24 protein-coding genes are annotated in these 26,580 nt (G+C 63.4%); 17 read left to right on the top strand and 7 right to left on the bottom strand.

Annotated features, from left to right (window positions below; all coding sequences use genetic code 11):
* Positions 1-52: 52 nt before the first annotated feature.
* Together VSR72_RS32020 and VSR72_RS32015 are read right to left on the bottom strand one after the other, a co-directional pair.
* Positions 53-1,513: a GGDEF domain-containing protein gene (locus VSR72_RS32020; protein WP_342956332.1), complete on the bottom strand. Its 1,461-nt coding sequence runs from the start codon at positions 1,511-1,513 to the stop codon at positions 53-55.
* A 162-nt stretch (positions 1,514-1,675) separates the two neighbouring features.
* Positions 1,676-2,053, bottom strand: coding sequence for a DUF427 domain-containing protein (locus VSR72_RS32015; RefSeq protein WP_342956270.1), 378 nt, complete (start codon positions 2,051-2,053; stop codon positions 1,676-1,678).
* Between the two features lie 225 nt (positions 2,054-2,278).
* Between VSR72_RS32015 and ssuD the strand changes: the two genes are divergently transcribed.
* From ssuD to VSR72_RS32000, 3 genes are all read left to right on the top strand, one after another.
* Positions 2,279-3,424, top strand: coding sequence for an FMNH2-dependent alkanesulfonate monooxygenase (ssuD, locus tag VSR72_RS32010; protein WP_342956269.1), 1,146 nt, complete (start codon positions 2,279-2,281; stop codon positions 3,422-3,424).
* A 161-nt stretch (positions 3,425-3,585) separates the two neighbouring features.
* Positions 3,586-3,831, top strand: coding sequence for a helix-turn-helix transcriptional regulator (locus VSR72_RS32005; RefSeq protein ID WP_133187879.1), 246 nt, complete (start codon positions 3,586-3,588; stop codon positions 3,829-3,831).
* Positions 3,832-3,833: 2 nt separating this feature from the next.
* Positions 3,834-5,159, top strand: coding sequence for a type II toxin-antitoxin system HipA family toxin (locus tag VSR72_RS32000; protein ID WP_342956268.1), 1,326 nt, complete (start codon positions 3,834-3,836; stop codon positions 5,157-5,159).
* A 9-nt stretch (positions 5,160-5,168) separates the two neighbouring features.
* On the opposite strand, the gene VSR72_RS31995 is transcribed toward VSR72_RS32000, so the two are convergent.
* Positions 5,169-6,620: a PLP-dependent aminotransferase family protein gene (locus tag VSR72_RS31995; protein ID WP_342956267.1), complete on the bottom strand. Its 1,452-nt coding sequence runs from the start codon at positions 6,618-6,620 to the stop codon at positions 5,169-5,171.
* A gap of 83 nt (positions 6,621-6,703) precedes the next feature.
* Here VSR72_RS31995 and VSR72_RS31990 point away from each other — a divergent pair, with 83 nt between their 5' ends.
* Complete coding sequence (locus VSR72_RS31990) at positions 6,704-7,615, top strand: haloalkane dehalogenase (RefSeq protein ID WP_342956266.1); 912 nt, start codon at positions 6,704-6,706, stop codon at positions 7,613-7,615.
* Between the two features lie 232 nt (positions 7,616-7,847).
* Positions 7,848-9,194, top strand: coding sequence for an MFS transporter (locus tag VSR72_RS31985; protein WP_342956265.1), 1,347 nt, complete (start codon positions 7,848-7,850; stop codon positions 9,192-9,194).
* Here VSR72_RS31985 and VSR72_RS31980 read toward each other — a convergent pair whose 3' ends face one another.
* The gene (locus VSR72_RS31980; RefSeq protein WP_342956264.1) at positions 9,195-10,112 is read right to left on the bottom strand and encodes a LysR family transcriptional regulator; all 918 of its coding nucleotides are present in this window, start codon (positions 10,110-10,112) and stop codon (positions 9,195-9,197) included. It abuts the gene before it with no gap.
* Between the two features lie 194 nt (positions 10,113-10,306).
* On the opposite strand from VSR72_RS31980, the gene VSR72_RS31975 reads away from it, so the two are divergent.
* The 9 genes from VSR72_RS31975 (at position 10,307) to VSR72_RS31935 (ending at position 18,186) form a co-directional block, all read left to right on the top strand.
* Positions 10,307-11,443 (top strand): muconate/chloromuconate family cycloisomerase, encoded by a 1,137-nt coding sequence (locus VSR72_RS31975; protein ID WP_342956263.1) that lies wholly within the window; start codon positions 10,307-10,309, stop codon positions 11,441-11,443.
* Between the two features lie 28 nt (positions 11,444-11,471).
* The gene (gene catC, locus VSR72_RS31970; RefSeq protein ID WP_342956262.1) at positions 11,472-11,762 is read left to right on the top strand and encodes a muconolactone Delta-isomerase; all 291 of its coding nucleotides are present in this window, start codon (positions 11,472-11,474) and stop codon (positions 11,760-11,762) included.
* A gap of 45 nt (positions 11,763-11,807) precedes the next feature.
* Positions 11,808-12,746 (top strand): catechol 1,2-dioxygenase, encoded by a 939-nt coding sequence (gene catA / locus VSR72_RS31965; protein WP_342956261.1) that lies wholly within the window; start codon positions 11,808-11,810, stop codon positions 12,744-12,746.
* A 110-nt stretch (positions 12,747-12,856) separates the two neighbouring features.
* On the top strand, positions 12,857-14,227 hold the full coding sequence (locus tag VSR72_RS31960; RefSeq protein ID WP_342956260.1) for a Rieske 2Fe-2S domain-containing protein: 1,371 nt from the start codon (positions 12,857-12,859) through the stop codon (positions 14,225-14,227).
* Positions 14,224-14,712, top strand: coding sequence for a benzoate 1,2-dioxygenase small subunit (gene benB / locus VSR72_RS31955; RefSeq protein ID WP_342956259.1), 489 nt, complete (start codon positions 14,224-14,226; stop codon positions 14,710-14,712). The genes VSR72_RS31960 and benB overlap by 4 nt, the downstream gene beginning before the upstream one ends.
* Before the next feature lie 52 nt (positions 14,713-14,764).
* Positions 14,765-15,787 carry a benzoate 1,2-dioxygenase electron transfer component BenC gene (benC, locus tag VSR72_RS31950; RefSeq protein WP_342956258.1) on the top strand — a complete coding sequence of 341 codons (1,023 nt, stop codon included), beginning with the start codon at positions 14,765-14,767 and terminating at the stop codon, positions 15,785-15,787.
* Positions 15,784-16,560 carry a benzoate diol dehydrogenase BenD gene (gene benD, locus VSR72_RS31945; protein ID WP_342956257.1) on the top strand — a complete coding sequence of 259 codons (777 nt, stop codon included), beginning with the start codon at positions 15,784-15,786 and terminating at the stop codon, positions 16,558-16,560. The genes benC and benD overlap by 4 nt, the downstream gene beginning before the upstream one ends.
* A 3-nt stretch (positions 16,561-16,563) precedes the next feature.
* On the top strand, positions 16,564-17,787 hold the full coding sequence (locus VSR72_RS31940; protein WP_342956256.1) for a benzoate/H(+) symporter BenE family transporter: 1,224 nt from the start codon (positions 16,564-16,566) through the stop codon (positions 17,785-17,787).
* Entirely contained in the window at positions 17,788-18,186 is a 399-nt protein-coding gene (locus VSR72_RS31935) for a RidA family protein (protein ID WP_342956255.1), read from the top strand.
* Between the two features lie 41 nt (positions 18,187-18,227).
* On the opposite strand, the gene VSR72_RS31930 is transcribed toward VSR72_RS31935, so the two are convergent.
* From VSR72_RS31930 to VSR72_RS31920, 3 genes are all read right to left on the bottom strand, one after another.
* The gene (locus VSR72_RS31930) at positions 18,228-19,457 is read right to left on the bottom strand and encodes a porin (RefSeq protein ID WP_342956254.1); all 1,230 of its coding nucleotides are present in this window, start codon (positions 19,455-19,457) and stop codon (positions 18,228-18,230) included.
* An 82-nt stretch (positions 19,458-19,539) separates the two neighbouring features.
* Positions 19,540-20,865, bottom strand: coding sequence for an MFS transporter (locus VSR72_RS31925; protein WP_342956253.1), 1,326 nt, complete (start codon positions 20,863-20,865; stop codon positions 19,540-19,542).
* Between the two features lie 56 nt (positions 20,866-20,921).
* On the bottom strand, positions 20,922-22,154 hold the full coding sequence (locus VSR72_RS31920) for a lactonase family protein (RefSeq protein WP_342956252.1): 1,233 nt from the start codon (positions 22,152-22,154) through the stop codon (positions 20,922-20,924).
* A 78-nt stretch (positions 22,155-22,232) separates the two neighbouring features.
* Here VSR72_RS31920 and acnA point away from each other — a divergent pair, with 78 nt between their 5' ends.
* From acnA to VSR72_RS31905, 3 genes are read left to right on the top strand one after another with little or no spacing between them, the layout of a single operon-like run.
* Positions 22,233-24,857, top strand: coding sequence for an aconitate hydratase AcnA (gene acnA, locus VSR72_RS31915; protein ID WP_342956251.1), 2,625 nt, complete (start codon positions 22,233-22,235; stop codon positions 24,855-24,857).
* A 38-nt stretch (positions 24,858-24,895) separates the two neighbouring features.
* Positions 24,896-25,786 (top strand): GntR family transcriptional regulator, encoded by an 891-nt coding sequence (locus VSR72_RS31910; RefSeq protein ID WP_342956250.1) that lies wholly within the window; start codon positions 24,896-24,898, stop codon positions 25,784-25,786.
* A 19-nt stretch (positions 25,787-25,805) separates the two neighbouring features.
* A complete protein-coding gene (locus VSR72_RS31905) occupies positions 25,806-26,540 on the top strand; it encodes an ABC transporter substrate-binding protein (protein WP_342956249.1) in 735 nt (244 codons plus the stop codon).
* The last annotated feature ends 40 nt before the right edge of the window (positions 26,541-26,580 follow it).

The following is a 26,580-nucleotide window of genomic DNA, read 5'->3' as shown; positions in this document are numbered from 1 at the left end:
CCTGATTTTCTTATGGCGTCCGAAGCGTTTCTCACGTCCCGCGTGTCGACGCTCAGACGTCGCGCGCCGTGTCGGTTTCCATCGACGCGCGGTTCATTTCGTTGCGGCGGCGCTTGGCCTCGTACATCGCCGAATCGGCTTCACGCAGCATCGCTTCCACGCTTTCGCCTTCCTCGCAGCTCGCAAAGCCCATTGAAAAGCTCAGTTTCGGTCCACCGTAAAACTGGTTGTTCAACTCGACGAGTTTGTTGATGCTGTCCACCACGGTTTCCGCGTCGCGGGTGTCGGCGCCGGGCATCAGCACGGCGAATTCGTCGCCGCCGATGCGCGCGGCCTGATGCGGCTTCTGGATCGCTTTCGCGAGCACTTCGCCGGCGCGGCGCAGCAACGCGTCGCCGGCCGCGTGGCCGAGCTGGTCGTTCACCGCCTTCAGGTTGTCCATGTCGACGACGATCGCGCTGACCGGGAACGGCCCCTTGCGATGCAGACGATTGAGTTCGTCCACATAGAACGAGCGGTTCTTGAGCTTCGTGAGCACGTCGTGCTTGCCGAGGAATTCGAGGTAAGCCTCGGCTTTTTTGCGCGCCGTGATGTCGGTGAGCGCAAGCAGCACGAGGTCCCATTGCGCTTCGTGGCCCGGAAACACGGAAAACTGCAGATGCACGTTGACTTCGCTGCCGTCGAGCGCGTAGTTCACCACCTCGCGCTGCTGAAAGAGGCGGCCTTCCCATAGGTCGAGCAACTGCTCGCGGAAATGCGGACGCATTTCGTCGCGGAACACCTCGGGCAGGCGCGCGAGCAGCGTGGCCTTGTCCGGCGCGCGAAACATGCCCAGCGTGTAGTGATTCACGTCGAGCACCTGGATTTCGCTCATGCAGCGCTCGACGAATTCGGGGTGGACGTCGGTGAAGGTGCGAAAGTCGATGATGCCTTGCTCGCGCACTTCGTTGAGCAACTCGCGAATGGCGGAGAAGTTTTCGACCCACAGCGAAACGGGCGCGTGCTCGAAAACGCCGAGCGCGTATTGCTCGCTCGCGGCCGCCCGATGGCGCGCTTCTTCGAGCGCCGAGACGTCTTCGATCGCTACGAGCACGCGGCTCCAGTCGGCTTCGTGACCCGGCAGGATCACACCGCGCAACAAGATATCCATGCGCCGGCCGCGCAGCGTGTAGTTCACGCTCTTGCTCTCGAACGTGCTATGGCCGGCCCACATCTGCTCGAGCTCGCCCACGTGCGCCTGGAACATGTCGTCGCGCAGCACCTGCGGAAGATGCGCGGCGAGTTCGTCATAGTCGCGCGCGCCGTAGAGATCGAGCGTATGGCGATTGACCTTGAGCACGCGGATGCAGGCCGAGCATTCGGCCACGCGGCGTGGATCGTCTTCGAGGAAACGGCGCAGGTCAGTCACGCCTTGCGCGCGCCAACGATCGAAGAGCGCGCGCAACTGGCTATAGTCTTCGAGCCACAGCGAAGTGGGCGTGACGTCGAAGAAGTCGAGCAGATCGACGCCCATGTTGGCAAAGCTGGCCGCGGTGGCCGGGGTGCCTTGTTGCATGTCGGTTGGATGTAAGGGGGCCGGGTGCGGCGGGCTGCGCCGCACGAATACCCGAATCCTGGCACACCTTGGAGCCTGAGTGGGCGTCAATCTTGCAGATGGAGTGCCGCTGTGGCGCGTTCAGTCGGACGTTTCGATCGAATCGACGCGATCCGGGTAGAACGCAAGATGGTTCTTGATTGCCGCGACGGCTTCGTGCGGCGTTTCATAGCTCCATATCGCGTTCGCAGCGCGCGCGCCGCCTGGCGTGATCGAGTAGTAGGAGGCCTCGCCCTTGTATGGACACCAGCTCGTGTGTTCCGTGCGGGAGAGCAGCGCCATGTCGGCGTCCTCGCGCGGTACATAGAACACCGCCGGATAGCTCGCTTCGCGCAGCGTGAGCGCGCGGCGGGTGTCGGCGACCACGCGCCCGCCTGCCTTCACCACTACGCGTGTGTGCGCCGGTTCGACCGTGATCGGATGATCGGGGCCGGGAATCTTGACAGTCCGTGTGTCCATGGCTGGGTTCCTCGCAGAAAGGGGAAATGCGGGCGTTTAGCCGAATACATCATATGCAATTGCAGATTAACTGGTAGGGGAAAACACTGCAGGCTGTTTCAATGAGGGCGCGACGGAGTTCGACGCACGGGCGGCGATTTTCACGCGATAGTCACGCGATTGCGCCGCGCGCATGCACGCTCAAGTCTTCACCCGCGCCTTCATTTACCCGCAGCAGGATCACTGATGAGCCTCGATATTTTCTGGTTCTTGCCGACCTCCGGCGACACCCGCTACCTCGGCAAATCCGATTTCGGCCGCGCGCCGACCAACGCCTATATGCGCCAGATTGCCGTGACCGCCGAAGAACTCGGCTACGACGGCCTTCTCATTCCCACCGGCAGCAGTTGCCTCGACCCCTGGGTGACGGCGGCGAGCCTCGCGCCCGTCACGCAGCGCATCAAGCTGCTCGTCGCACTGCGCACGTCGCTCGGCGGGCCGACCGCTTCGGCGCGCCAGGCGGCCACGCTCGACCAGGCGTTGAACGGCCGGTTGCTGCTCAACGTCGTGCCGGGCGGCGACGCCACCGAACTCGCAGCCGACGGCGTGTTCCTCCCGCACGACGAGCGCTACGAAGCGGCCGACGAATTCCTCACGATCTGGCGCGACCTGCTGCGCGGCGACACGGTGAACTTCGAGGGTAAGCATTTGCGCGTGCAGGGCGCGCAGAACTTTCACGCGCCGGTTCAGACGCCGCATCCGCCGCTGTATTTCGGCGGTTCGTCGCCGGCGGCGCATGAGCTGGCGGCCAAGCATGTGGATGCCTATCTCACGTGGGGCGAGCCGCCCGAGGCCGTCGCGCAGAAGTTCGCCGATATCCGCGAGCGGGCGGCGCGCCATGGGCGCACGCTCAAGCTCGGCGTGCGCCTGCACGTGATCGTGCGCGAAACCAATGACGAAGCGTGGGCCGCCGCCGAGCGGCTCATCAGCAAGCTCGATGACGATGATATCCGCCGCGCCCAGGAAAACTACGCGCGCATGGACTCGGTTGGCCAGCGCCGCATGGCCGAACTGCACGGCGGCAGCCGCGACAAGCTCGAGATCAGCCCGAACCTGTGGGCCGGCGTGGGCCTCGTGCGCGGCGGCGCGGGCACGGCGCTCGTGGGCGACCCGCAAACCGTGGCGACGCGGCTCAAGGAATACGTGGATGCCGGCGCGGACAGCTTCGTGCTCTCCGGCTATCCGCATCTCGAAGAGGCGATCCGCTTTGCCGAACTGGTGTTCCCGCTGCTGCCGGGCAAGAAACCGGTGACGCTGCGCGACCAGGCCTTGACGGGCGGCGCGTTCGACGTTCGCGCGCGTGAGCGGGCGCAGGAGGCCGCGCGCGCGTGAACGCCGGCGTTCGCGGCGACTGAGCCATATACAAGTCAAGTGCAAGAGGCTTGTTGGGTATTTATTCGTGTGGGCGATATCCCCGGTTTATTTGTGTGAGTGATATTGGCGAAATATTCCCCACAGGCATATAATCGGTTTATGCCTCACAGGAATATGCCATGAAGATCATCGTCCAGACGCCCGGCGGGCTTGGTGAGATTCTGCAATCGGCCCGCAAGGCGCGCGGCATGACCCAGGCGCAGGCCGCGGCGAATCTCGGCATCGGCCAGCCACGCCTTTCCGCGCTTGAAACCACAGGCGCCGCCAGCCTCTCGCTCGAGCAGATGCTCGCGCTTTTCGCGCTCTACGGGCTGGAACTCTGCGTGCAGTCGCGCGAAGCCGCGGCCGGCACGCCGGAGTGGTGAGTATGGGCCGCAAATCGCATACGCGCGCGCTATCGATCTGGGCCAACGGCGAGCGCGTGGGCACGTGGATCATGCTGCCCTCCGGCGACACCGAACTGCGTTATGACGACGCCTGGAAGCGTTCGGCCGTGGGGCGGCCGCTTTCGCTCTCGCTGCCGTTCGGCATTGGCGACGTGCCGTTGCGCGGCGAACGCGTGCAGCACTATTTCGACAATCTCCTGCCCGACAGCGAGCCCATCCGCCGCCGCATCGCCGCGCGTTTTCGCACGGATACGCTCGAGGCTTTCGACCTGCTCAAGGCCATTGGGCGCGATTGCGTGGGCGCGGTGCAACTGCTCGGCGAGGATGAAACGCCGGGCCGCGTCGACCGCATCGAAGGCACTGCGCTCACCGATGCCGTCATCGAGCGCCTGCTGCTCGAAACGGCCGGTGCGCTGCCCGGCGGGGCGCTCGAGCCCGACGATCTGCGCATTTCGCTGGCGGGTGCGCAGGAGAAGACCGCGCTCCTGCGTCACCGCGGCAAATGGCTGCTGCCGCGCGGCGCCACGCCCACCACGCACATTCTCAAGCTGCCGCTGGGGCTGATCGGCCATCGCAAGGTGGACTTCAATACCTCGGTCGAAAACGAATGGCTTTGCCTGGCACTGCTGAGAGCGTATGGATTGCCCGCCTCGCAGGCGCAGATCATCAAGTTCGGCACGCAGAAGGTGCTCAGCGTGGAGCGCTTCGACCGTACGCGTTCTCGTACGGGTGGATTGTTGCGCCTGCCGCAGGAGGACTTCTGCCAGGCGCTCGGCGTGCCGCCGCATCGCAAGTACGAAGCGCATGGCGGGCCCGGCGTGCGCGAGATTGCCGGTCTCTTGCGCCAGTCGCAGCACGCGCGCGAAGACATCGAAACGTTTCTCGCCGCGCAAATCGTCTTCTGGATGCTCGCGGCGCCGGACGGTCACGCGAAAAATTTCAGCATCCGCCTGTTGCCGGCAGGGCGCTTTCAGCTCGCACCGCTTTACGACGTCATGTCGATCTGGCCCGTGGAGGGCGACGGCGGCAATCAATGGTCGTGGCACAAGGCGTCGCTCGCCATGGCGGTGTGGGGCAAGGCGCGCCACTACCGCATGCGCGACGTCAAGCGCACACACTTCGACGCCACCGCGCGCCTGTGCCACTACGGACCGGATGCGGGGCCGTTGATCGAGCGCGTGCTGGCGCGCACGCCCGGTGCGATAGAAGAAGTCGCGGCGGCGCTGCCTGAAGGCTTCCCCGAACGGGTGGCCGAGCGGCTTTTCGACGGCTTGCGCTTTTCGGCCGAGCGGCTGGCGGCGCAGTGATGAGGCGCTTCAGCGCACACAGGCGGCCAGTCGCGCGACAGCCGCTTCGATGCGCTCGGCTTCGATCATGCCGAAACCAAACGCGAGTCCTTCGAGCGCCGTGCGCGGCTCGACGGCGAAACCGGCCAGCGCCTGCAAACGGATTCCCGCTCGCGCGGCGGCGCTGACCAGCGCATCGGCGCGCACGCTCGCGTCGAGCCCGGCGGCGAGATGAAGCCCCGCGGCGGGCGCGACGGGCCGCACGAACGCGCTGCAATGGCGGGCAAGCGCCTCCAGCAGCGCGTTGCGACGCGTGCGGTACTGCGAGCGCATCTTGCGGATGTGCCGCACCAGATGGCCCTCGCGCATGAATGCCGCGAGCGTGTCCTGCGCCAGCAGATTGCCGTGCCAGTCGGCACACTGGCGCGCGGCGACGAGCGCATCGCGCACCCAGGCCGGCGCGACGACATAACCCATGCGCAAGCCTGGAAAGAGGCATTTGGAGAACGTGCCGACATAGCAGACGCTCGCATGGCGATCGAGCGTTTGCAGTGCGTCGAGCGGGCGGTCGTCGTGACGGAATTCGCCGTCGTAGTCGTCTTCGATCACGACCGCGCCGTGCCGTTGCGCAAACGCGAGCAACGCACGCCGCCTGGCCGCCGACATTGGGACACCTAACGGAAACTGATGCGAAGGCGTGACGCAGACCACGCGCGCCTCGGCTGGCAGGGCGTCCACGACGATACCTTCGGCATCGACGCTCACGCCCGCGATACGCGCTCCCGCCAGCGCAAATGCGCGGCGCAGCGGCGGGTAGCCGGGGTCCTCCAGCGCAACCACGGTCTTGCCCGGCGTGACGAGTACGCGCGCGAGCAAGTCGAACGCCTGTTGTGCGCCGGCTGTGACGACGACATCCTCCGCCTCGCAGGCCACCGCGCGCGCATAGGAAACGTGGTGCGCAATCGCCTCGCGCAGCGCGGCGCGGCCTTCCGGTTCGGCATACACTGCAGGCGCCCTGGAAAGCCCGCGCAGCGCGCGCGCCGAAAGACGCCGCCAGACATCGAAGGCAAACGTGCGCTTGTCGGGCAGGCCGAGGATGAAGTCGTAGTCGTAGTTCGCGCTGGGATCGAGCCGCACGAGGGCAGGCGGCGTGCGCCAGCGCTCGTTCAGGCGTGGGTCGCCTTCTGCAATAATTTTCGACGCGTTGGCTGGACTGGGCCGCGCCGCGACTTCGCCCACGAACGTCCCGCCGCCCGGCTGCGTGACGATATAGCCCTCCGCGAGCAGCAGATCGTAGGCCGCCAGCACCGTATTGCGCGCGACGCCGCAACTATGCGCGAGCGAGCGGCTCGACGGCAGACGCAGCCCGGCCGCGAGACGGCCTTCGACGATGGCCGCGCGCAACTGGCGATGCAGCGCATGCAAGATCTCGCGCGATCCATGCTCGGGCAGGGTGATTTCGAGCTGCAAGACTGGTTCCATATTCTTTGCCGAATCTGGTCCTGTTCCTGGGCCGGTTCCGATTCTAGCATCGGCTCATACTCCCACCGCGCAGGAGCCGCGCCATGAACATCGCCACCATTTCAGCCGCCGCAATCAGCCCCGACGATCCGCATCCGCGAGAGCGCGCGGCCATTCCGGGCGGCGCGATCGTGTATGTCGATACGGGCGTGGGCGATCCCGTCGTCCTGCTGCACGGCAATCCCACCTCGTCGCGCCTCTGGCGCAACGTCATACCGCATCTGAGCGATGCTTACCGATGCCTCGCGCCAGACCTCGCGGGCATGGGCGATTCGCCTCCCGCGCCCGACGGCGCATGCCGTTTTGCCGATCACGCGCGGTATCTCGACGCGTGGTTCGACGCCGTCCTGCCGCACGGCCGCGTCACGCTGGTGCTGCACGACTGGGGCTCGGCGCTGGGCTTCGACTGGGCGCGCCGCCACCCGCAGCGCGTGCATGCGATCGCTTATATGGAGGCCATCGTGCAACCGCGCCAGTGGAGCGATTTCCCACCCGAGCGCGAACCGCTTTTTCGCGCGCTGCGCGGCGAGGCAGGCGAGCGTCTCGTGCTCGATGAGAATTTTTTCGTCGAAACGGTCTTGCCGCATAGCGTGCTGCGCGCGCTGTCGCTAGAAGAAATGGAGGCGTGGCGCAAGCCGTTCGCGACGCGCGAATCGCGCAGAACGACGCTCGTGTGGGCGCGCGAACTGCCGATCGAAGGCGAGCCCGCCGATGTGACGCAAGCGGTTCAAGCCTACGGAGCGTGGCTCGCTGCCAGCGCTATCCCCAAGCTGCTAATCCGCGCCGAGCCAGGCGCGCTGCTAACGGGCCGCGCGCTGGACGCTTGCCGAAGCTGGCCGAACCAGCGCGAAGCGGCGGTGGCGGGGATTCATTACCTTCAGGAAGATTCGCCGCACGAGATCGGCGCGGCTGTGCGCGAATTCCTCGACGCGTTGGCGGCGGGGAGTGCTCCCTGAATCATTACTGGATGTGCACTCCAGATGAAATCGCAGACCAGACTGCCATGCATGGATCGTCCGCTCAAGGCCCGGTGTGCCGCGCCAACTATGCCTTGAAAGTATGAATGAATACCTATTCGGTGTTGGACGGCGTGCCTCGACGGCCTCTATGCTTGGCCGAGCTTCGATCGGTGTCAAAACAACAAACGCCACGCATCCACCCGATGCGTGCAGTCTGGAGACCTTCGTCATGACTCTCGCTTCCGCGCGTTCCATCCCGGCGCTCATCGACAGAGAGCGGCTCGGCGCGTTCCAGTGGCGCGTGCTCGCGCTCTGCGTGCTGATTGCGTTGCTCGATGGCTTCGATACGCAGGCCATCGCCTTCACCGGGCCCGCCATTCTCGCTGCGTTCAAGCTGCCCGCCAACGCGCTTGCCCCCATTCTGACCGCCGGGATCGTCGGCATGACGGTCGGTGCGATGACGCTGGGCCTGGTTGGCGACCGCATTGGCCGCCGGCCCGCGATCATGATCGGCCTCGCGCTCTTTGGTTGCGCGACGCTGGCGACATCCTGGGCGACCACGCCCCAACTCATTCTGGTGCTTCGCTTCATCGCCGGGTTGGGTATGGGCGGTTGCACGCCCGTGCTGCTCGCGCTGGCCGCCGAATATGGTCCCGCACGGCTGCGCGGCGCCATCATGACCGGCGTGCTGCTTGGTTTGCCCGCGGGCGCGATGCTCGGCGGCCTGCTGGCGGCGCGCATGCTGCCTGTGATTGGCTGGCAGGGCATTTTTGTCGTGGGTGGCGGCGTGCCGCTTGCCGTGCTCGTTCTCGCCGCGCTCTTGCTGCCCGAGTCGCTCTACTATCAGGCCTCGCGAGGCGGCGCCCGCGGACAGCGCTTCGTGCGCAACACGCTCTCGAAGATCGTGACGCAGCCGCTGCCGCCCGACGTGCGCTTCACCGTGCCCGAAGAGGCGGTGGCCAAGGCGAGCGTCGGCGCGCTGTTCAAGGACGGGTACGCAGCGAAAACGCTCGCCATCTGGGCTGTCTATCTGCTCAACTGGGTAGCGTGGTTCATGCTGCTCTCCTGGTTGCCGACGGTCCTCAAATCGGCGGGGCTGCCTGCCGCACAGGCGCCGCTCGGCACCGTGATCGTCAACGCCGTGTTCATCGTTTGCGCCATTCCGCTTTCGTTTGCTTTGCCGCGCGTGAACACGCGCAATCTGCTCGGCGCCATGTTCGCGTTCGGCATCGCCATTGCGTGCGGGCTGAGCTACGCAGGCACCCAGTGGTCGCTCGTCTTCGCTCTCGTAGGTGCGGCGGGTTTCGGCATTGGCGGGCAGCAGATCGCCTTGAACTACCTCGTCGTGGGCGCCTATCCAACAGCCCTGCGCGCCACGGCCACGGGATGGGCCATTGGCATGGGCCGTGCCGGCGCGATTGCGGGATCGGCGATCGGTGGCACATTTTTGTCGTGGGGCGGCCCTGCGGGTTTCTTCCTCGCGCTAGCCGTGCCGCTTGCGGGCGCCGCGCTTGCCGTGTTCAGCCTGCGCCTGAATCCGGTCACGGCCGAGGCCGCTCTCTCGTCGAACCACTGATCACGCGTTCTTCTTCGCCGGCAGCCACGTTTGTGGCTCGGCGTACATCTCCTTGACCAGTTGCTTCACGAGATCGACGTATGGCGAGTTGTCGTTCGCGCGGTGATTCAGGATGATCGGCGATGTCGCGTGGTCGCTGTCTATCAGCCGGTAGTGCACGTCCTGGCGCAACTGCCGCGCTGAAGCAGGGATCACGCATACGCCGAACTCGGCCGCGACGAGACCCAGCGCAGTCTGGATTTCCCGCACCTCCAGCACTTCACCCGGTTGCACGCCGTCGCCGTGCAACACGTTCAATACCTGATCGGCGAAACTGGGGCGCGGCTCCTTGGGATAAACAATCAGTTTTTGCCCGGCCAGTTGCTCAATGGGAATCGGCGTCGATTCCTGTGCCATCTCGCTGCCGATCGGCACGACCACGGCCAGCGGCTCTTCGCGCAGGACGATACCGGCCACGTTGGGGTCGCTGTGACGCACGCGCCCGAAGCCGATGTCGATGCGGCCTTCCTTCAACGCCTCGATCTGCTGCACCGACATGAGTTCGACCATCTGGATGTCGAGTTCCGGCGCATTCTGGCGCAGCTTGCGCATCAACGGCGGCAGGCCCGAGTACAGAACGGAGGCGACGAAGCCGATCGACAACACCGTGCGGTGATGCAGTCCCACGTGCTTGGCCGTTGCCTGCAGTTGTTCGACGCGCCCAAGAATCTGCATGGCCTGCTCGTAGACGAGACGCCCCGCATCGGTCGTGCGCACCGGCCGCGTATTGCGGATCAGAAGAGGCACGCCGATCTCCTGTTCGAGCAATTGAATCTGCCGGCTCAGCGGCGGTTGAGCGATGCAAAGCTGTTCCGCAGCGCGCGTGAAATTGCGCTCGCGGACAACGGCAACGAAGTAACGAAGCTGGCGGAGATCCATGGTCTGATCCGAAAAGAAGCATCGAATTCTCGATACTCAGAGAATATGATGCACCGCAATATCGGCTGATTTATGGGCGATAGCGGTGTCTCCATATTATAAAGGTATGGAATTGGACGCAAATAGTATTGGATCTGGCGGATGCGCGGCGTGTATAAATCCACCATACCTTCTTCACTTATGCCGCCTTCGACATGACTTCCGCGACGATCGAACGTATCGAAACCCGCCTCGTAGATCTGCCGACGATTCGCCCTCACAAGCTATCCGTCGCCACGATGTACGGGCAAACCCTGATGCTGGTAAAGGTCTACTGCAGCGATGGCGTGACCGGCATCGGTGAAGGCACGACGATCGCCGGCATGGCCTACGGCCCGGAAAGTCCGGAAGCGATGAAGCTGGCGATCGACGCCTACTTCGCCCCGGCGATGATCGGCCAGGACGCCACGCGTATCCAGGCGCTCATGGCGCACCTGGGGAAACTGGTGAAGGTCAATCACTTTGCCAAGTGCGCGCTGGAAACCGCGCTGCTCGACGCGCAGGGCAAGCGCCTCGGCGTGCCGGTGAGCGAACTGCTGGGCGGCCGCCGCCGCGAGCGCCTGCCGGTGGCATGGACGCTGGCTTCGGGCGATACCGCCAAAGACATCGCCGAAGCCGAGTCGATGCTCGAAGTACGTCGCCACAAGATTTTCAAGCTGAAGATCGGCGCGAAGGAACTCAAGACGGACATCAAGCACGTTGCCGAAATCAAGAAGGCGATGGGCGATCGCGCCGCCGTGCGCGTGGACGTCAACATGGCCTGGAGCGAGACGCAGGCGGCATGGGCGATTCCTGCGTTGGCGGAAGCCGGCTGCGAACTGGTCGAGCAGCCCGTTGCCTCGCCCGCGGCGCTGGCGCGCCTCATGCGCCGGTTCCCGGTGGCGTTGATGGCCGACGAAATCCTGCAAGGCCCGGAAAGCGCGTTCGAGATTGCGAAGAACGAGGGCGCCGATGTGTTCGCCATCAAGATCGAACAAAGCGGCGGACTGTTCGCGGCGCAGCGCGTGGCCACGATTGCGGACGCCGCGGGTATCGAGCTGTACGGCGGCACGATGCTCGAAGGCGCGTTCAGCACGGTGGCGTCGGCGCATCTGTTCGCGAGCTTCGCGAACCTGCAGTGGGGCACCGAACTCTTTGGCCCCTTGCTGATCACCGAAGAGATCTTGACGAAGCCGCTGGACTACAGCGACTTCGAGCTGACGGTGCCGAACGGGCCGGGTCTGGGCATCGAACTGGATGAAGCAAAGGTCAAGCGCTTCACCCGCGACGGCCTGATGAAAGTCACGAAGTAATCTGGACACCTGATAAACGGACAAGACGATGCTTTTCCACGTACGAATGGATGTGAACATCCCGGCCGACATGCCTGCCGAAGTCGCCAATCAGATCAAGGCGCGCGAAAAGGAGTATTCGCAGGAGCTGCAACGCAGCGGCAAGTGGCGCCATATCTGGCGACTGGTGGGCGAGTACGCGAACTACAGCATCTTCGATGTAGAGAGCAATGCAGAACTGCACGACATCCTCACCGCCTTGCCGCTTTTCCCGTACATGAGGATAACGGTCACGCCGTTGTGTCGCCACCCGTCCTCGGTCAGGGACAACGACGCTTGAGTTGATTTCCCCCTCAATACCAGCAAGCACCAGGAGACAAAGACCATGAGCGCAAAAGTATTCGAAACGAAGGAAGTGCAGGACCTGCTGAAGGCCGCTGCGAATCTGAATGGCGGTAGCGGCAACGCGCGTTTCCAGCAGGTCGTCTATCGACTGCTGGGCGACCTGTTCAAGGCCATCGACGATCTCGACATCACGCCCGATGAAATCTGGGCCGGCGTGAACTATCTGAACAAGCTCGGCCAGGACGGCGAAGCGGCGCTGCTCGCTGCGGGTCTTGGTCTGGAAAAGTACCTCGACATCCGCATGGATGCCGCCGACAAGGCGGTGGGTCTCGAAGGCGGCACGCCGCGCACCATCGAAGGGCCGCTTTACGTTGCGGGCGCACCGGTGCGCGAGAGCGTTTCGCGAATCGACATCAACCCGGACGCCGATGCGGGTCCGCTCGTGATTCACGGCACGGTCACCGGCCTCGACGGCAAGCCGCTCGCGGGCGCCGTAGTCGAATGCTGGCACGCCAATTCGAAGGGCTTCTACTCGCACTTCGACCCGACCGGCGCACAGGACGACTTCAACCTGCGCGGCGCGGTCAAGACCGGCGCAGACGGCAAGTACGAATTCCGCACGCTCATGCCGGTAGGCTACGGCTGCCCGCCGCAGGGCGCGACCCAGCAACTGCTCGACGGCATTGGCCGCCACGGCAACCGCCCGGCGCACGTGCACTTCTTCGTCTCGGCGGATAACAGCCGCAAGCTCACCACGCAATTCAATATCGAAGGCGACCCGCTCATTTGGGACGACTTCGCCTACGCGACCCGTGAAGAACTGATTCCGCCAGTGACGGAAAAGACCGGCGGTACGGCGCTCGGCCTGAAAGCCGATACGTACAAGGACATCGAGTTCAACGTTACGCTCACGCCGCTGGTTCAGGGTAAGGACAACCAGCTCGTCCACCGCCTGCGCGCAGCAGCAGCGGCAGCGTAACCGTCCCGCATGGCGGCGGCATATTGCCGCCGCTCATTTCCCCGCGATCATCTTTCGACACCGATGCAGGAACTCCGTACCGCGAGTGGAGTATGCATAGGAGAGCTAATATGTCAGCCATTATCGACAAAGCCAGTGACCTGGATCACCTGCTGTCCACCGCCGTGCAGGACGACAAGCAAAACGGTGTGTTCCGTTGCCGCCGCGACATCTTTACCAACGCCGACCTGTTCGAACTGGAGATGAAGTACATCTTCGAGAAGAACTGGGTGTACCTCGCGCACGAAAGCCAGATTCCCGAGAACAACGATTACTACACCACGTGGCTCGGACGTCAGCCGGTGGTCATCACGCGTGACAAGACCGGCGCGCTGAATGCCGTGATCAATGCCTGCGCGCACAAGGGCGCCATGCTGTGCCGGCGCAAGCACGGCAACAAGGGTAGCTTCACGTGTCCGTTCCACGGCTGGACGTTCTCCAACACCGGCAAGCTCCTGAAGGTGAAGGACGAAAGGACCACCGAGTATCCCGTGCAGTTCAACAAGAACGGCTCGCACGACCTGAAGAAGGTGGCGCGCTTCGAGAGCTATCGCGGCTTCCTGTTCGGCAGCCTGAACGCCGATGTGCAGCCGCTCGAAGACTACCTCGGCGAATCGAAGGTCATCATCGACCAGATCGTCGACCAGTCGCCAAACGGACTTGAAGTGCTGCGCGGCAACTCCTCGTACACCTACGACGCCAACTGGAAGATGCAGATGGAGAACGGCTGCGACGGCTATCACGTCAGCACCGTTCACTGGAATTACGCGGCGACCATGGGCCGGCGCAAGGAAGACGGCACCCAAGCGGTGGACGCCAATAGCTGGAGCAAGTCGGTGGCTGGTGTTTATGGCTTCGACCACGGCCACATCCTGCTGTGGACGAATACGATGAACCCGGAAGTGCGTCCGGTCTACAAGCATCGCGAAGAAATCAAGGCGCGTGTGGGCGAAGTACAGGCCGATTTCATCGTCAACCAGACGAGAAACCTGTGCCTCTACCCGAACGTGTTCCTGATGGACCAGTTCAGCACGCAGATTCGCGTGGTACGCCCGATCAGCGTGGACAAGACTGAGGTGAACATTTTCTGCTTCGCGCCGAAGGGCGAGAGCGCGGAAGATCGTGCGACGCGCGTTCGCCAGTACGAGGACTTCTTCAACGTGACGGGCATGGGCACCGCCGACGACCTCGAAGAGTTCCGCGCCTGCCAGACGGGTTATGCCGGCACCACGGCGCTGTGGAACGATCTCTCGCGCGGCGCGCCGCTGTGGGTGGAAGGCGCGGACGAGAACGCGAAGAAGATGGGCATCAAGCCGGTCATTTCCGGCGAGCGCAGCGAAGATGAAGGCCTGTTCGTTGTCCAGCACGAGTACTGGGTGCACGCCATGCGCGACGCACTCAAGCAGGAACTGACTCAAGAACAAGCAGGAGCGCAGGCATGAGCAACGATTACCAGAAAATCTGCGCCACGCTGTACCGCGAAGCGCGCCTGCTCGACGACCGCCAGTGGGAAGAATGGCTCGCCTGCTATGCAGAAGACGTGACCTACTGGATGCCCGCGTGGGACGACGACGACCAGCTCACCGACGACCACGAATCGCAGATCTCGCTGATGTACTACCCGGATCGCGGCGGCCTCGAAGACCGCGTGTTCCGCATCAAGACCGAACGCAGCGGCGCTTCGATGCCGGAGCCGCGTACGAGCCACAACGTCACGAACGTGGAAGTGCTGGCCGATCGCGGCGAGGCAGTGGATGTGCGGTACAACTTCCACACGCTCAGTCACCGCTACAAGACGACGGATAGCTTCTTCGGCACGATGTTCGTCACCTTGCGCAAGGCCGGCGACGACTTCCTGATCGCATACAAAAAGATCGTGCTGAAGAACGACTACATCCGGCAGGTGCTCGACGTCTATCACGTGTGAAATCACGTTTGACGTAGAGCCTCAGTTTCAACATGGGATAGAAGGAGACACCATGTCCAGCTACAAGATTGCATTGAATTTCGAAGATGGCGTAACCCGCTTCATCGATTGCAAGGCGGGCGAGAAAGTCCTCGACGCGGCCTTTCGCGCGCGCATCAACCTGCCGATGGATTGCTCGGACGGCGTGTGCGGCACCTGCAAGTGCCGCGCGGAAAGCGGCAGCTACGATCTGGGCGAAGACTATATCGAAGACGCCCTGACCGAAGACGAAAAGGACAGCGGCCTCGTGCTCACCTGCCAGATGGTGCCGGAAAGCGATTGCGTGATCGCGATTCCTGCGTCTTCTTCAGTGTGCAAGACGGGGCACAGCAAGTTCGCGGCCACGGTGACGAAGGTCGAGCAGCACAACGACGCCGCGGTCGTTCTCGAACTGGACGTCGATGCAACGGGCCCCGTGTTTCTGCCGGGCCAGTACGTCAACATCGACGTGCCGGGCAGCGGACAGCATCGTTCGTATTCCTTCTCTTCCGCGCCGGGCGAATCGAAGATCAGCTTTCTGATCAAGAAGATTCCGGGCGGCGTGATGAGCACCTGGCTCGAAGCCGCGCAAGCGGGCACGAAGCTCGAATTGACGGGGCCGCTCGGCAGCTTCTATCTGCGCGACGTGCAGCGGCCGTTGCTTTTCCTCGCAGGCGGCACGGGTCTCGCGCCGTTCCTTTCGATGCTGGAAGTGCTCGCGCGCACCAATGCGCAGCAGAAAGTACACCTGATTTACGGCGTGACGCGCGACCTCGACCTGGTGCTGGTCGAAGCGATCGAAGCCTACGCGGCGAAGCTGCCGAACTTCAGCTTCGCGACCGTCATTGCCGATGCCGATTCGAATCATCCGCGCAAAGGCTGGGTCACGCAGCACATTCCCGCCGACGCCCTCAACGATGGCGACGTCGACGTGTATCTGTGCGGGCCGCCGCCGATGGTGGACGCCGTGCGCAAGTATTTCGACGACGAAGGCGTGAAGCCCAACAGCTTCCACTACGAGAAGTTCACTCCGAACGTAGTCCAGAAGGCAGCATGATCATGCAACGATTCGCAGGCAAGGTCGTCGTCGTCACCGGGGCGGCGCAGGGCATTGGTCGAGGCGTAGCGCTGCGTGCAGCGGCCGAAGGCGGCAAGGTCGTATTCGTCGATCGTGCGGATTTCATTTCCGAAGTCGCGGCCGAGGCACAGGGCGCGCAAACGGCGGGTTTCGTCGCCGACCTCGAAACATATGAAGGCGCGAAAGCGGCAATGGATTTCGCCGCGCAGCAATTTGGCGGCATCGACATTCTGATTAACGGCGTGGGCGGTGCAATTCGCATGCGTCCGTTCGCGGAATTCGAGCCCGCGCAGATCGATGCGGAAATTCGCCGCTCGCTGATGCCCACGCTGTACACGTGCCATGCGGTGTTGCCGCATCTGCTCAAGCGGGGACGCGGCACCATCGTCAACGTTTCGTCGAACGCCACGCGAGGTATTCGCCGCGTGCCGTATTCGGCGGCAAAGGGCGGGGTCAATGCGATTACGCAATCGCTGGCGATGGAATACGCGGAGCAGAATATCCGCGTGGTCGCCACGGCGCCGGGCGGCACCGAAGCGCCGCCGCGCCGCATTCCGCGCAATGCCGCGGGCGACAGCGAGCAGGAAAAGGCCTGGATGAGCGAGGCGGTGCAGCAGGTCACCGAATCGACCTTCTTCAAGCGCTACGGCACCCTCGACGAACAGATCGCCCCGATCCTGTTCCTCGCGTCCGACGAGGCGAGCTATATCACCGGCTCTGTGTTGCCGGTGGCCGGCGGCGACACGGGCTGAGCCATGAACGCCTGGTCCCAACTCATGAAGGACGCCTCGCTGCCGGCGATTGTCGCCGGCAGCATTGCCACATTGATTTCATTTGCAGGCCCGCTCGTGCTCGTGTTCCAGGCCGCGCAGGGCATGCCGCATGCCTTGCTGGAATCGTGGGTGTGGACGATATCGATCGGCTCGGGGTTGCTGGGCATCGTGCTGTCGCTGCGTTACAAGGTCCCCGTGATCATCGCGTGGTCTGCGCCGGGTTCGGCGCTCTTGATCACCTTGCTGCCCACGGTGAGCTTTCCCGAAGCGGTCGGCGCGTATCTCGTCGCGAGCGTGGCGACCTTCGTGATCGGCGTGAGCGGTACCTTCGACAAGATCGTTTCGAGGCTCCCCGCAGGCATCTCCGCGGCGATGCTCGCCGGCATCCTGTTCGGCTTCGCAGCGAAGATGTTCGTCGTCCTGCCGGCGCAGCCTGTGCTCGTCGGCGCGATGTTCGTGGCGTTCTTTGTCGGACGCAGATGCTTCCCGCGCTATGCGGTGGTTGGCGTGCTCGCTGTCGGCGCGCTGGTTGCGATATTGGGCGGCAAACTCACCGGGCACGTACCTTCGTTGCAGTTCACCGTACCGGTGTGGACCACGCCGCGCTTCGACTGGCATGCTGTCGTCAACATCGGACTTCCGCTGCTCGTGGTGGCGCTCACCGGGCAGTGGATGCCGGGTATGGCCGTGTTGCGCAATAGCGGTTATTCGAAGCCGACGGCGGGGCCGCTGATCGCCTGGTCGTCGGCGGTGTCTGCCGTGCTTGCGCCGTTCGGGTGTCACGGGCTGAACCTCGCGGCCATCACCGCCGCGATCTGCACTGGCCACGAGGCCCATGCCGACCCGGAAAAACGCTACGTGGCGGGCGTTTCCGGCGGAGTCGTGTATCTCCTGCTCGGCTGCATTGCCGCGACGGTCTTGTCGCTGTTTGCCATGCTGCCTAAAGAACTGATTGCCGCGCTCGCCGGCCTCGCCTTGTTTCCCACCATCGCCAATGCGCTGGCTGCTTCGATGAGCGATGTGAAGGACCGCGACGCGGCCCTGGTCACCTTTATCGTCTCGGCTTCGGGAATGTCGCTGTTCGGTCTGGGGGCCGCGTTCTGGGGGCTGTTGTTCGGCGTTGCCGCGCACGCGCTGTTGCAATGGAAATTTGCTCGACTGGGCCAAAATTCACACGCGCTGAAAGTAAACATAGGAGACGACTGAATGACTGATCGCGAGGCGATTATTCCCGAAGGAATGGAAGCGGTTTACGAAAAAATCCGCTATGCGCCGGCCGTCAAGGCGGGCAACACGATTTATGTGTCCGGTCAGATTGGCCGTGACAAAGGCATGCAACTCGTGAGAGATCGCGAGGCGCAAATGGTGCAAGCCTTCGAGAACCTGAAAGCGGTGCTTTCCGCTGCCGGTGCGTCGCTGCGCGATGTCGTCGATCTGACGACGTTCCACACGGACATGCGTGACCTGCCGCTCTTCATGCAGGTGCGCGATCGTTATCTGGAGGCGCATCCGCTGCCTGCATGGACAGCGGTGGGCGCGCATATGCTGGGCGGCGAGTCTGGCTACATCATCGAAATCAAGGCGGTGGCCGTATTGCCTGCATGATGGCTCGCCTTGATGCAATCGGTAGCCGAGGTGCTCAATAATCAGAACTTGTGCCGGATCCCCACACGTAGCGAAATCTGCTTGTCGGTGGTAGACGGCGTAAGCCCGGTAATCTGCGCCACGGCGCTCTGACCGAGCGAATCGGTGCCGCTCGCCTTTTCATAGACCGCAAGCGTGTAGACATCCGTGCGAGCCGAGAGGAAATAGTCGAGCCCCGCACTAAAGAGGTTGTAGTTGGCGCCGTCCTTGCCGCCCGCGCCGCCGTTTCGCGTGTAGTCGTAAGCCGCGCCTGCCAGCAGGGAAGGCGTGAGTTGATACTTCGCGTTGACTTCCACGTTGTTGAACGCCGCAGTGCCCTTGTAATGCAGCGTGTTCGGCCCGGACGCGGAACCCATATCCTCGAAGCGCGTATTCGAATACGCGAGGTTCACATTGAGCGAGCCGAGCGTCACGCCAGCGCCCACGCCCGCAATCTCCAGGCGGTTCGCGGAGGCATAGCCCGCGAATACGGGGTTGCTCTGCGGGCTCGTCGCGCTGCCGAAGCTTCCGAGGTTGTTGGTCGTCGCCGGGCCTGCGTTCGGATTCGCGCCGAAAAACGAAGTATTCGGATTGCGGATGTTCAGGTAGCCCGCACCGAGCGAGAAGGGGCCATGCGAATAGGAAGCGCCAGCGCCCCAGATCCAGTTGCTCGAAAACGAACCGGGCGTACCGCCAAGGTTCATCATGGCTTCGACGGTCAGCCCACGGTAGTTGGCGCTGCGGAACTTGATCGAGTTGTTGATGCGCCGGGTATTGAGCGCGTTGTCGAGATCGCTCGGGTGTGACGTCATGTAGCCGCCCCACTGGGGCGCCGCGAGAAACGGTCCGTAGTTATCCACCACGGGATCGTACTGACGCCCCAACGTCACCGTGCCGATGGGGTTGCCCAAGCCGACATACGCCTGCCGCCCGAACATGGCGCCACCTTGATTGAGCACGCCGTTGTTGCTGTAAAAGCCGCTTTCGAGCACGAAGAGCGCCTTGAGGCCGCCGCCCAGGTCCTCGGTACCGCGCAAACCCCAACGGCTGCCCTGCAAACCGGCCGAGCCGCCTTCGATCATGGCGATCTGGTGTCCGCCCTGCAGGCCGCTTGCTGTCTTCGCGGTCTGCACGTTATTGGTGTAGTTGATACCCGTGTCGATGATGCCGTAGAGCGTCACGCTACTCTGGGCATGAGCGAAACCTGCAATTCCGCTTAGGATAACGAATGATATAAGCGACTGTTTCTTCATAAAAAAATCTCCTCCACGTGGAATATTGTTAGTTTGAAATGTTGCCGTTCGCAGGCCGCACGGTGCGGCCTGCAAATTCGAATCAATGACTTTGGTTGGCGACCGCGCCGTGCGTGTCCTGAACCTGCTTCTCGCTGATGCGGATAAAGAACGTCATAAGGAAAGCACCAACGAGCAACGCCGCAAGGAACAGTAGACCTGGCGTCGCGCTCTGGCCCGAGCCCTTGATATAGCCAATCGCAAACGGCCCGACGAACCCGCCCAGATTGCCCACCGAGTTGATCACCGCAATGGACACGGCTGCAGTCGAGCGTGTGAGAAACAGCGTGGGCAGCGCCCAGAACGGCGACTTGAACGCATAGAGTCCTGCGAGGCTCAGGCTGATCATCGCGATCGCCACATAGGGATTTGTCGTGAGTCCCGCGCCGAGTAGCGCGAGGGCGGCAATGCCGAGCGGTATGGCCGAGTGCAGGCGGCGCTCGTTACGGCGGTCGGAACTGCGCGACCAGAGCACCATCACGATCGTCGCGAAGATGTACGGCACCATGGCGATGAGCCCGACCTGCGTATGGCTCAGCGTCTTCGAGAAGCCCCTGATGATCTGCGGCATCCAGTAGCCCACGCCCAGACTGCCGCACTGGTACACGAAGTAGATGAACGAGAGGTACAACACTTTCGGGTTGGTCATCGCCTTGAGCGAGCCGAACTGTTTCGCATCGGGCCATGCCTTTCGGTCGCTGGCCAGTTCGCCCAACAGCCAGTCGCGCTCCTCGGGCTTGAGCCACTTGGCGTCGGCGGGCCGGTCGGTCAGCCAGAGGAAGCACATGACGCCGCCAATTACCGCCGGTGCGCCTTCGAGCACCAGCATCCACCGCCACCCGCTCCATTGGAACCAGTGGACGTTGTCCATCACCCACGTGCTGAGCGGCGCGCCGATGATGTACGAGACCGGAATCGCGGCAGTAAAGAGCGCGACCGTGGTCGCGAGTTCCTTCGCGCGGAACCAGTAGGTCAGATAGACGATGATGCCGGGGAAGAACCCTGCCTCGGCCACGCCAAGCAAAAAGCGCAAGACATAGAGCTGAGTGGCGTTCTGCACAAACGCGGATGCTACGGAAACGATGCCCCACGTCACGAGAATGCGCGCGATCCAGACACGTGCGCCAAACTTGTTGAGCATGACATTGCTTGGCACTTCGAACAGAAAATAACCAATGAAGAAAATGCCGGAAGCAAAACCAAATGCCTCACTCGTCAGCGACAGTTCGTGATTCATCTGCAGCGCCGCGTAGCCGATGTTCGCGCGGTCGATGTACGAGATCACGTAAAGGATGAAGACGAACGGAATGATGCGCCAGGCGATCTTGCGCACGAGCGCGCGTTCGTCGATTGCAGGGTTAGCTTGCATGAAGTTCTCCGCCGGCGGGCGTGCTCGCCGGGTGTCGCGTGAGTCGAAAATGCGTATCAGGCCTGGTGTTGCGAGAAGACCATGCAGACAGGGCTGCCCGACTGGGCAACGAAACCGGTTGGCGTGAGGCCGCCCGCGTGCGCATCGACAGAAAACGCGACGATGGTGTCGCTGTCCTCGTTGAGTGCGTACATGAAGTGCCCGTCCGGCGTCGTGGTGAAGAAACGCGGCGTCTTGCCCTGCGACGGCACGGCGTTCACCAAGTGCAGATGGCCGTTGGCGGGATCGACCCGGTACACGGCAATGCTGTCGTCGCCGCGGTTCGACGCATAGACGAAGCGGCCGCTGCGATCGACTTCGATTTCTGAAGCCCGGCTGTTGCCCGTGTACGTGTCCGGCACGCTCGAAACCACTTGCAACGGAGTGAGCGAGCCGTTCGCCGCGTCATAGCGATAGGTCGTGACCGTCGAATCGAGTTCGTTGACGACCCACGCGTAATGGCCCTGCGGATGGAACGCAATGTGGCGCGGCCCAGCGCCTTCGCGCGAGGCGACGAACGGCGGATTGGCCGGCGTGAGCTGGCCGTTCTCGAAGCGAAACGAGAACGTGCGGTCGAGTCCCTTGTCGGGAACGATCACGAAGCGGCCGCTCGGATCGAACGGATTGAAGTGCGGCTTCGACTGTTTCTGTTCGACACGATGCGGCCCGATCGGGCCTTCGAGATGCACGAGCTGCGTGAGCGGTTCGAGCGAGCCGTCCGCGGCGATGGGCAGAACCGCGAGACTCGAGCCGATGTGATTCGATACGACCACGTAGCGTCCACTCGGATCGATCGCGAGATGCACGGGGTTCTTGCCCTCGGTGCTTTGCTTGTTCAGGAACGTGAGCGAGCCGCTGGCCTTGTCGACCTTGAACGCGCTGATATCGCTCAGGTCGCCATGCACGGTGTAAAGACGCTCACCGTTTGCGCTCAGTGCCAGAAACGATGGGTTCACGAGATCTTTGACGAGTTGCACGAGCGTGAGCGCGCCGGTCTGAGTATCGACCTGATAGACGCTGATGCCATCGCCACGGGCGTTGCGTTCTCGCGTGGTGCGCGAGCCGACGTAAGCAAACATAGGGTTATTTCCTTTTAAAACTCGATGGCGCGAGGCCGGTTCAGCGGAGAAGGCCGGCAGCGGCGCGACACTGGACAGGGCAAGTACGCCCATCGATGCGCCCGCCTGTACGAGGCGGCGCCGCGCCATGTCCGGCGGCGCTTCGCGCTTGCCGTGGCCGATCTTCTTCATGGGGTTGTCTCCGGAAGATTGTGTTTGGGGTTTTCACTATGATTGCATTTTCACCTGGAAAAATGCAAAAATACAGTCATGGAAAACACCGACACCCCCCTCATCGCCAGACTCGCTGTCTCCGGCGCCGCACTGCGCTATGTCGATCTGCCCGCCGCGTTCGGCGCGGATCTGCGCGAACTGCCCGTCGTGCTGCGGCTGCTGCTCGAAAACGTGATTCGCAATACGGACGGCGAAGAGCGCGAACAGGCCGTCGCGGCGATCCTCGCGTGGCGCGAGCGCGCCACGAGCGAGCACGAAATCGCGTTCCAGCCCAATCGCGTGCTGATGCACGACACAACGAGCACGCCTGCGCTGGTGGACATCGCAGCCATGCGCGACGCGCTCGCGGAGGCCGGCGCCGATCCCGCCAGACTCAATCCCGTGCTGCCAGTCGATTCGTCGGTGGACCATTCGCTTGCCGTCGAGTACTTCGGCAAGCCCGATGCCGCGCCTCGCAATCTGGCGCTCGAATTGCGCCGCAACGCGGAGCGCTATCGCTTTCTGCGCTGGGCTTCGCAGGCGCTCACGGGCGTACGCATCCATCCGCCTGGCACGGGCATCATGCATACGATCAACCTGGAGCAGCTCGCGACGGTGGTCACGCGCGTGATGCGCAAAGGTGAAGAATGGGCCGTGCCCGATACGCTCATCGGCACGGACAGCCACACGCCGATGATCAACGGCATCGGCGTGCTCGGCTGGGGCGTGGGCGGGCTCGAAGCGCAGACGGTGATGTTCGGCATGCCGGTGATGCAGCGCATTCCCGACGTGATCGGTGTGCGTCTCACGGGTGCGTTGAAGCCCGGCGCGCTCGCCACGGATCTCGCGCTCACGGTCACGCAGCGTTTGCGCGCGATTGGCGTGTCGGGCGAATTCGTCGAGTTCTTCGGGCCGGGCGTTTCGACGCTCAGCGCGGGCGAGCGCTCGGTCGTGGCCAACATGGCGCCGGAATACGGCGCATCTACAGGCTTTTTCCCGGTGGATGCGCGCACGCTCGACTATCTGCGCGCAACGCATCGCAGCGAGCAAGCCGTGCAACTCGTGGAAGCGTTCACGCGTGCCGCGGGCCTGTGGTTCGATCCCGAGGCCGCGCCGCGCTATACACGCACGATCGATATCGACCTTGCGGGCATCGGCATGCATGTGGCCGGACCGCGCCGTCCGCAGGATCTGCTCGATTACACGGCGCTGCCCGACACGCTCGCGAAACTCGAATTCACGCCGAAAACGCAGCACGCAGAAATGCCGCGCCATCCCGTGGCGATCGCGGCAATCACGAGTTGCACGAACACATCGGATCCCGCGTTGCTGATCGCCGCCGGCCTCGTTGCACGCAAGGCGCGTGAAAAAGGGCTTTCGGTACCCGCGTGGATCAAGACGTCACTCGCGCCTGGATCGCCTGCCGCCGCTTCTTATCTCGAACGCGCGGGCTTGATCGACGATCTCTCCGCCGTGGGTTTCGACATCGTCGGCTTTGGCTGCACGACCTGCATCGGCAATTCAGGGCCGCTCACGCAAAGCGTGCGTGCCGCGCAGGCCGAAGGCAGCATCTATCCTGTTGCGGTGCTCTCGGGCAACCGCAATTTTGCGGGCCGCATTCATCCCGATCTCGATCTCGGTTTCATCATGTCGCCGCCGCTCGTCATTGCGTTCGCGCTTGCGGGCAACGCGGAAACTGACTTGAGCCGCGAGCCCGTACAACTCACTGCCGATGGCACGCCGGTCTTTCTGCGCGACTTGTGGCCCACGCGCGAGGAAGTGGCCGCCCTCGTCGAGCAATCGGCGGACCCCGAGGATTACCCGCGCGCGTTCGCAAAGGCGAGCCGCAATCCCGCGTGGCACGACCTCGATGCGCCTTCGTCAGCGCGGTTTCCGTGGGACCCGAAGTCCACGGCGTTGCGCCGCCCGCCATTCGCAGCAGCGGATCAGGGGAGTCAACTCGGAAGCTACCGCGCGTATCCGCTGCTCGTGCTTGGCGACGACATCACGACCGACCACATCTCTCCCGCGAGCGCGATCCCCAAAGACAGCTTCGTCGCCGATTTTCTGGTTTCGCGCGGCGACGACCGCAACGACCTCAACGTGTTCGCCTCACGCCGCGGCAACTGGGAAGTGATGATGCGCGCGGCGTTCTACAACAAGACGCTCGTGAATCGCCTGAGGCCGGGCATGCCCGTGGCGCATACGCTGCACGTGCCGAGCGGCGACGTGCTGCCGATTTTCGAGGCCGCGCAGCGCTACGCCGCAGCGGGGGACTCCGTCGTGCTCGTCGCAGGCGAGCGCTACGGCACGGGCTCGTCGCGCGACTGGGCCGCGAAGGGCCAGCGGCTGCTCGGCATTCGCGCGGTGCTGGCTGCGAGCTTCGAGCGCATTCACCGCTCGAACCTCATCGGCATGGGCATCCTGCCGCTGCGCTTCGCGCGCGGCACCGGCCCGGATACACTCGCGCTCGGTCCGGGTGATATGCTCGAAGTCGACGCGGACGTCGCCACGCTCGCGCCGCGCTGCGCAGTGCCCGTGCGCATCGTTCGCGCCGATGGGCGCGTCGAGTCGCTCGACGTGCGCGCGGCCGTGGAAACGCAGCTCGAATGCGCACTGCTGCGCTCGGGCGGCGTGATTCCGCTGATCCTGCAGAAAAATCTCGCGACCGTGGAGGGCTGACCGAACACCCTGCGCGGCGCTGCTAGCTGATAGAGACGATGGACCGATCCATAGCGACCCAGATTGTCGAACTCATCAAAAACGAAGGACTCGAGGCCGGCGCACATTTGCCTGCGCAAATGCTGGCCGACCGGCTGCGCGTGTCGCGCTCGCCCGTGAACGAGGCGCTTGCTCTGCTGCACGAAAAAGGTGTCCTCACGCGCGAAAAGAATCGCGGTTTCTTCGTGGCGCGTCCGGTCGTCCAGCCGGTTTCCGATGTGGTCGACGAATTGGGGCTCAGCGAAAACGATGTGGTGACGAGCGTCTACTTCCAGATCGCCGACGACCGCCTCAAGGGTGAATTGCCCGACACGTTCTCCGAGCAGATGATCCGCACGCGTTATGGGTTGACGAGCGCGCAGCTCAATTCGGTGCTGGGCCGCATCGGGCAGGAAGGTTGGGCCGAGCGCAAACCCGGTTACGGCTGGGAGTTTTCGCCCATGCTCACCACGCCGGACAGTCTGCTCAAGTCGTACCGGCTGCGTCTCGCGCTGGAACCGGCGGCGCTGCTGGAGCCTGGCTACCGGCTCGAACGCAAGGTGCTCGAACGCTGCCGCGAAGTGGAAAAGCATCTGCTTGCAGGCGGCATCGAAACCGATACCGCCGATCAGCTGCACGAGCGCGGTGTGCGTTTTCACGAGTCGCTGGTCGAGGCGTCGGGCAACAGCTTTTTCATCGACACGATCCGGCGCGTGAATCGCGTACGTCGCCTGCTTTCGTATCGTTCGATGCAGCATCGCGAACGTTATGCCGAGCATGCGAAGCAGCACTTGCATGTGCTCGAACTGCTGGAGCGCGAGCGCAACGAAGAGGCCTCGGAAGAATTACGTCAGCACCTGCTGCACACGCTCGATGCGCTTGCACGCATTCGCGAGATTTTCGAACCCTGATATACGTACCGCAATCCCCATGAACATCGATCCCGCCGTCGTCAAAGCCTTCGCTCCCACGGGCACGTTGCGCGCCTCCATCAACCTCGGCAATCCAATACTCGCGAATCGCGACGTGGCGTCGGGCGAACCGTTCGGCGTTTCCGTCGATCTCGCGCGTGCTTTTGCGCAGCATCTGGGCGTGCCGCTCGAGCTCGTCGTGTTCGATGCGGCCGGCAAGTCGGTCGAAGCCGTGAGCGACGAGCGTGCGGATTTCGGCTTCTTTGCCGTCGATCCCAAGCGAGGCGAAACAATCGCGTTCACCGCGCCTTATGTGCTGATCGAAGGCTTTTATCTGGTCCGCGACGATTCGCCAGTGCGCACCAATGCCGAAGTCGATCAACCGCATAACCGCGTGGCAGTAGGCAAGGGCAGTGCATACGATCTCTTTCTCACGCGCGAATTGAAGCAAGCGCAGATCGTGCGCGCGCCGACTTCGCCAACTGTCGTGCAAACCTTCCTCGAACAAGGGCTCGAAGTGGCCGCGGGCGTGAAGCAGCAACTCGAAGGCGATGCCGCGAAAGTGGGCGGCCTGCGTCTGCTGGGCGAACGCTTCATGGTGATTCGCCAGGCCATGGGCGTTGCGAAGAGCCGCGGTCCGCAGGCGGCCGAAGTGCTCGGCGAATTTGTCGAAACGATGAAGGCATCGGGATTCGTCGCAGAGGCATTGAAGCGTCATGGAATAGCGGGCGCATCGGTTGCCCCGGCTGCTTAAACGAATCACATCAAGCCCAAAATAGAGAGCGTATTAATAG

Origin of the sequence: Paraburkholderia sp. JHI869 (genome assembly GCF_038900775.1) — a bacterium.
Lineage (GTDB): Bacteria > Pseudomonadota > Gammaproteobacteria > Burkholderiales > Burkholderiaceae > Paraburkholderia.
Note: the sequence above shows the minus strand (reverse complement) of the source record. Positions and strands in the feature narration are given on the sequence as shown.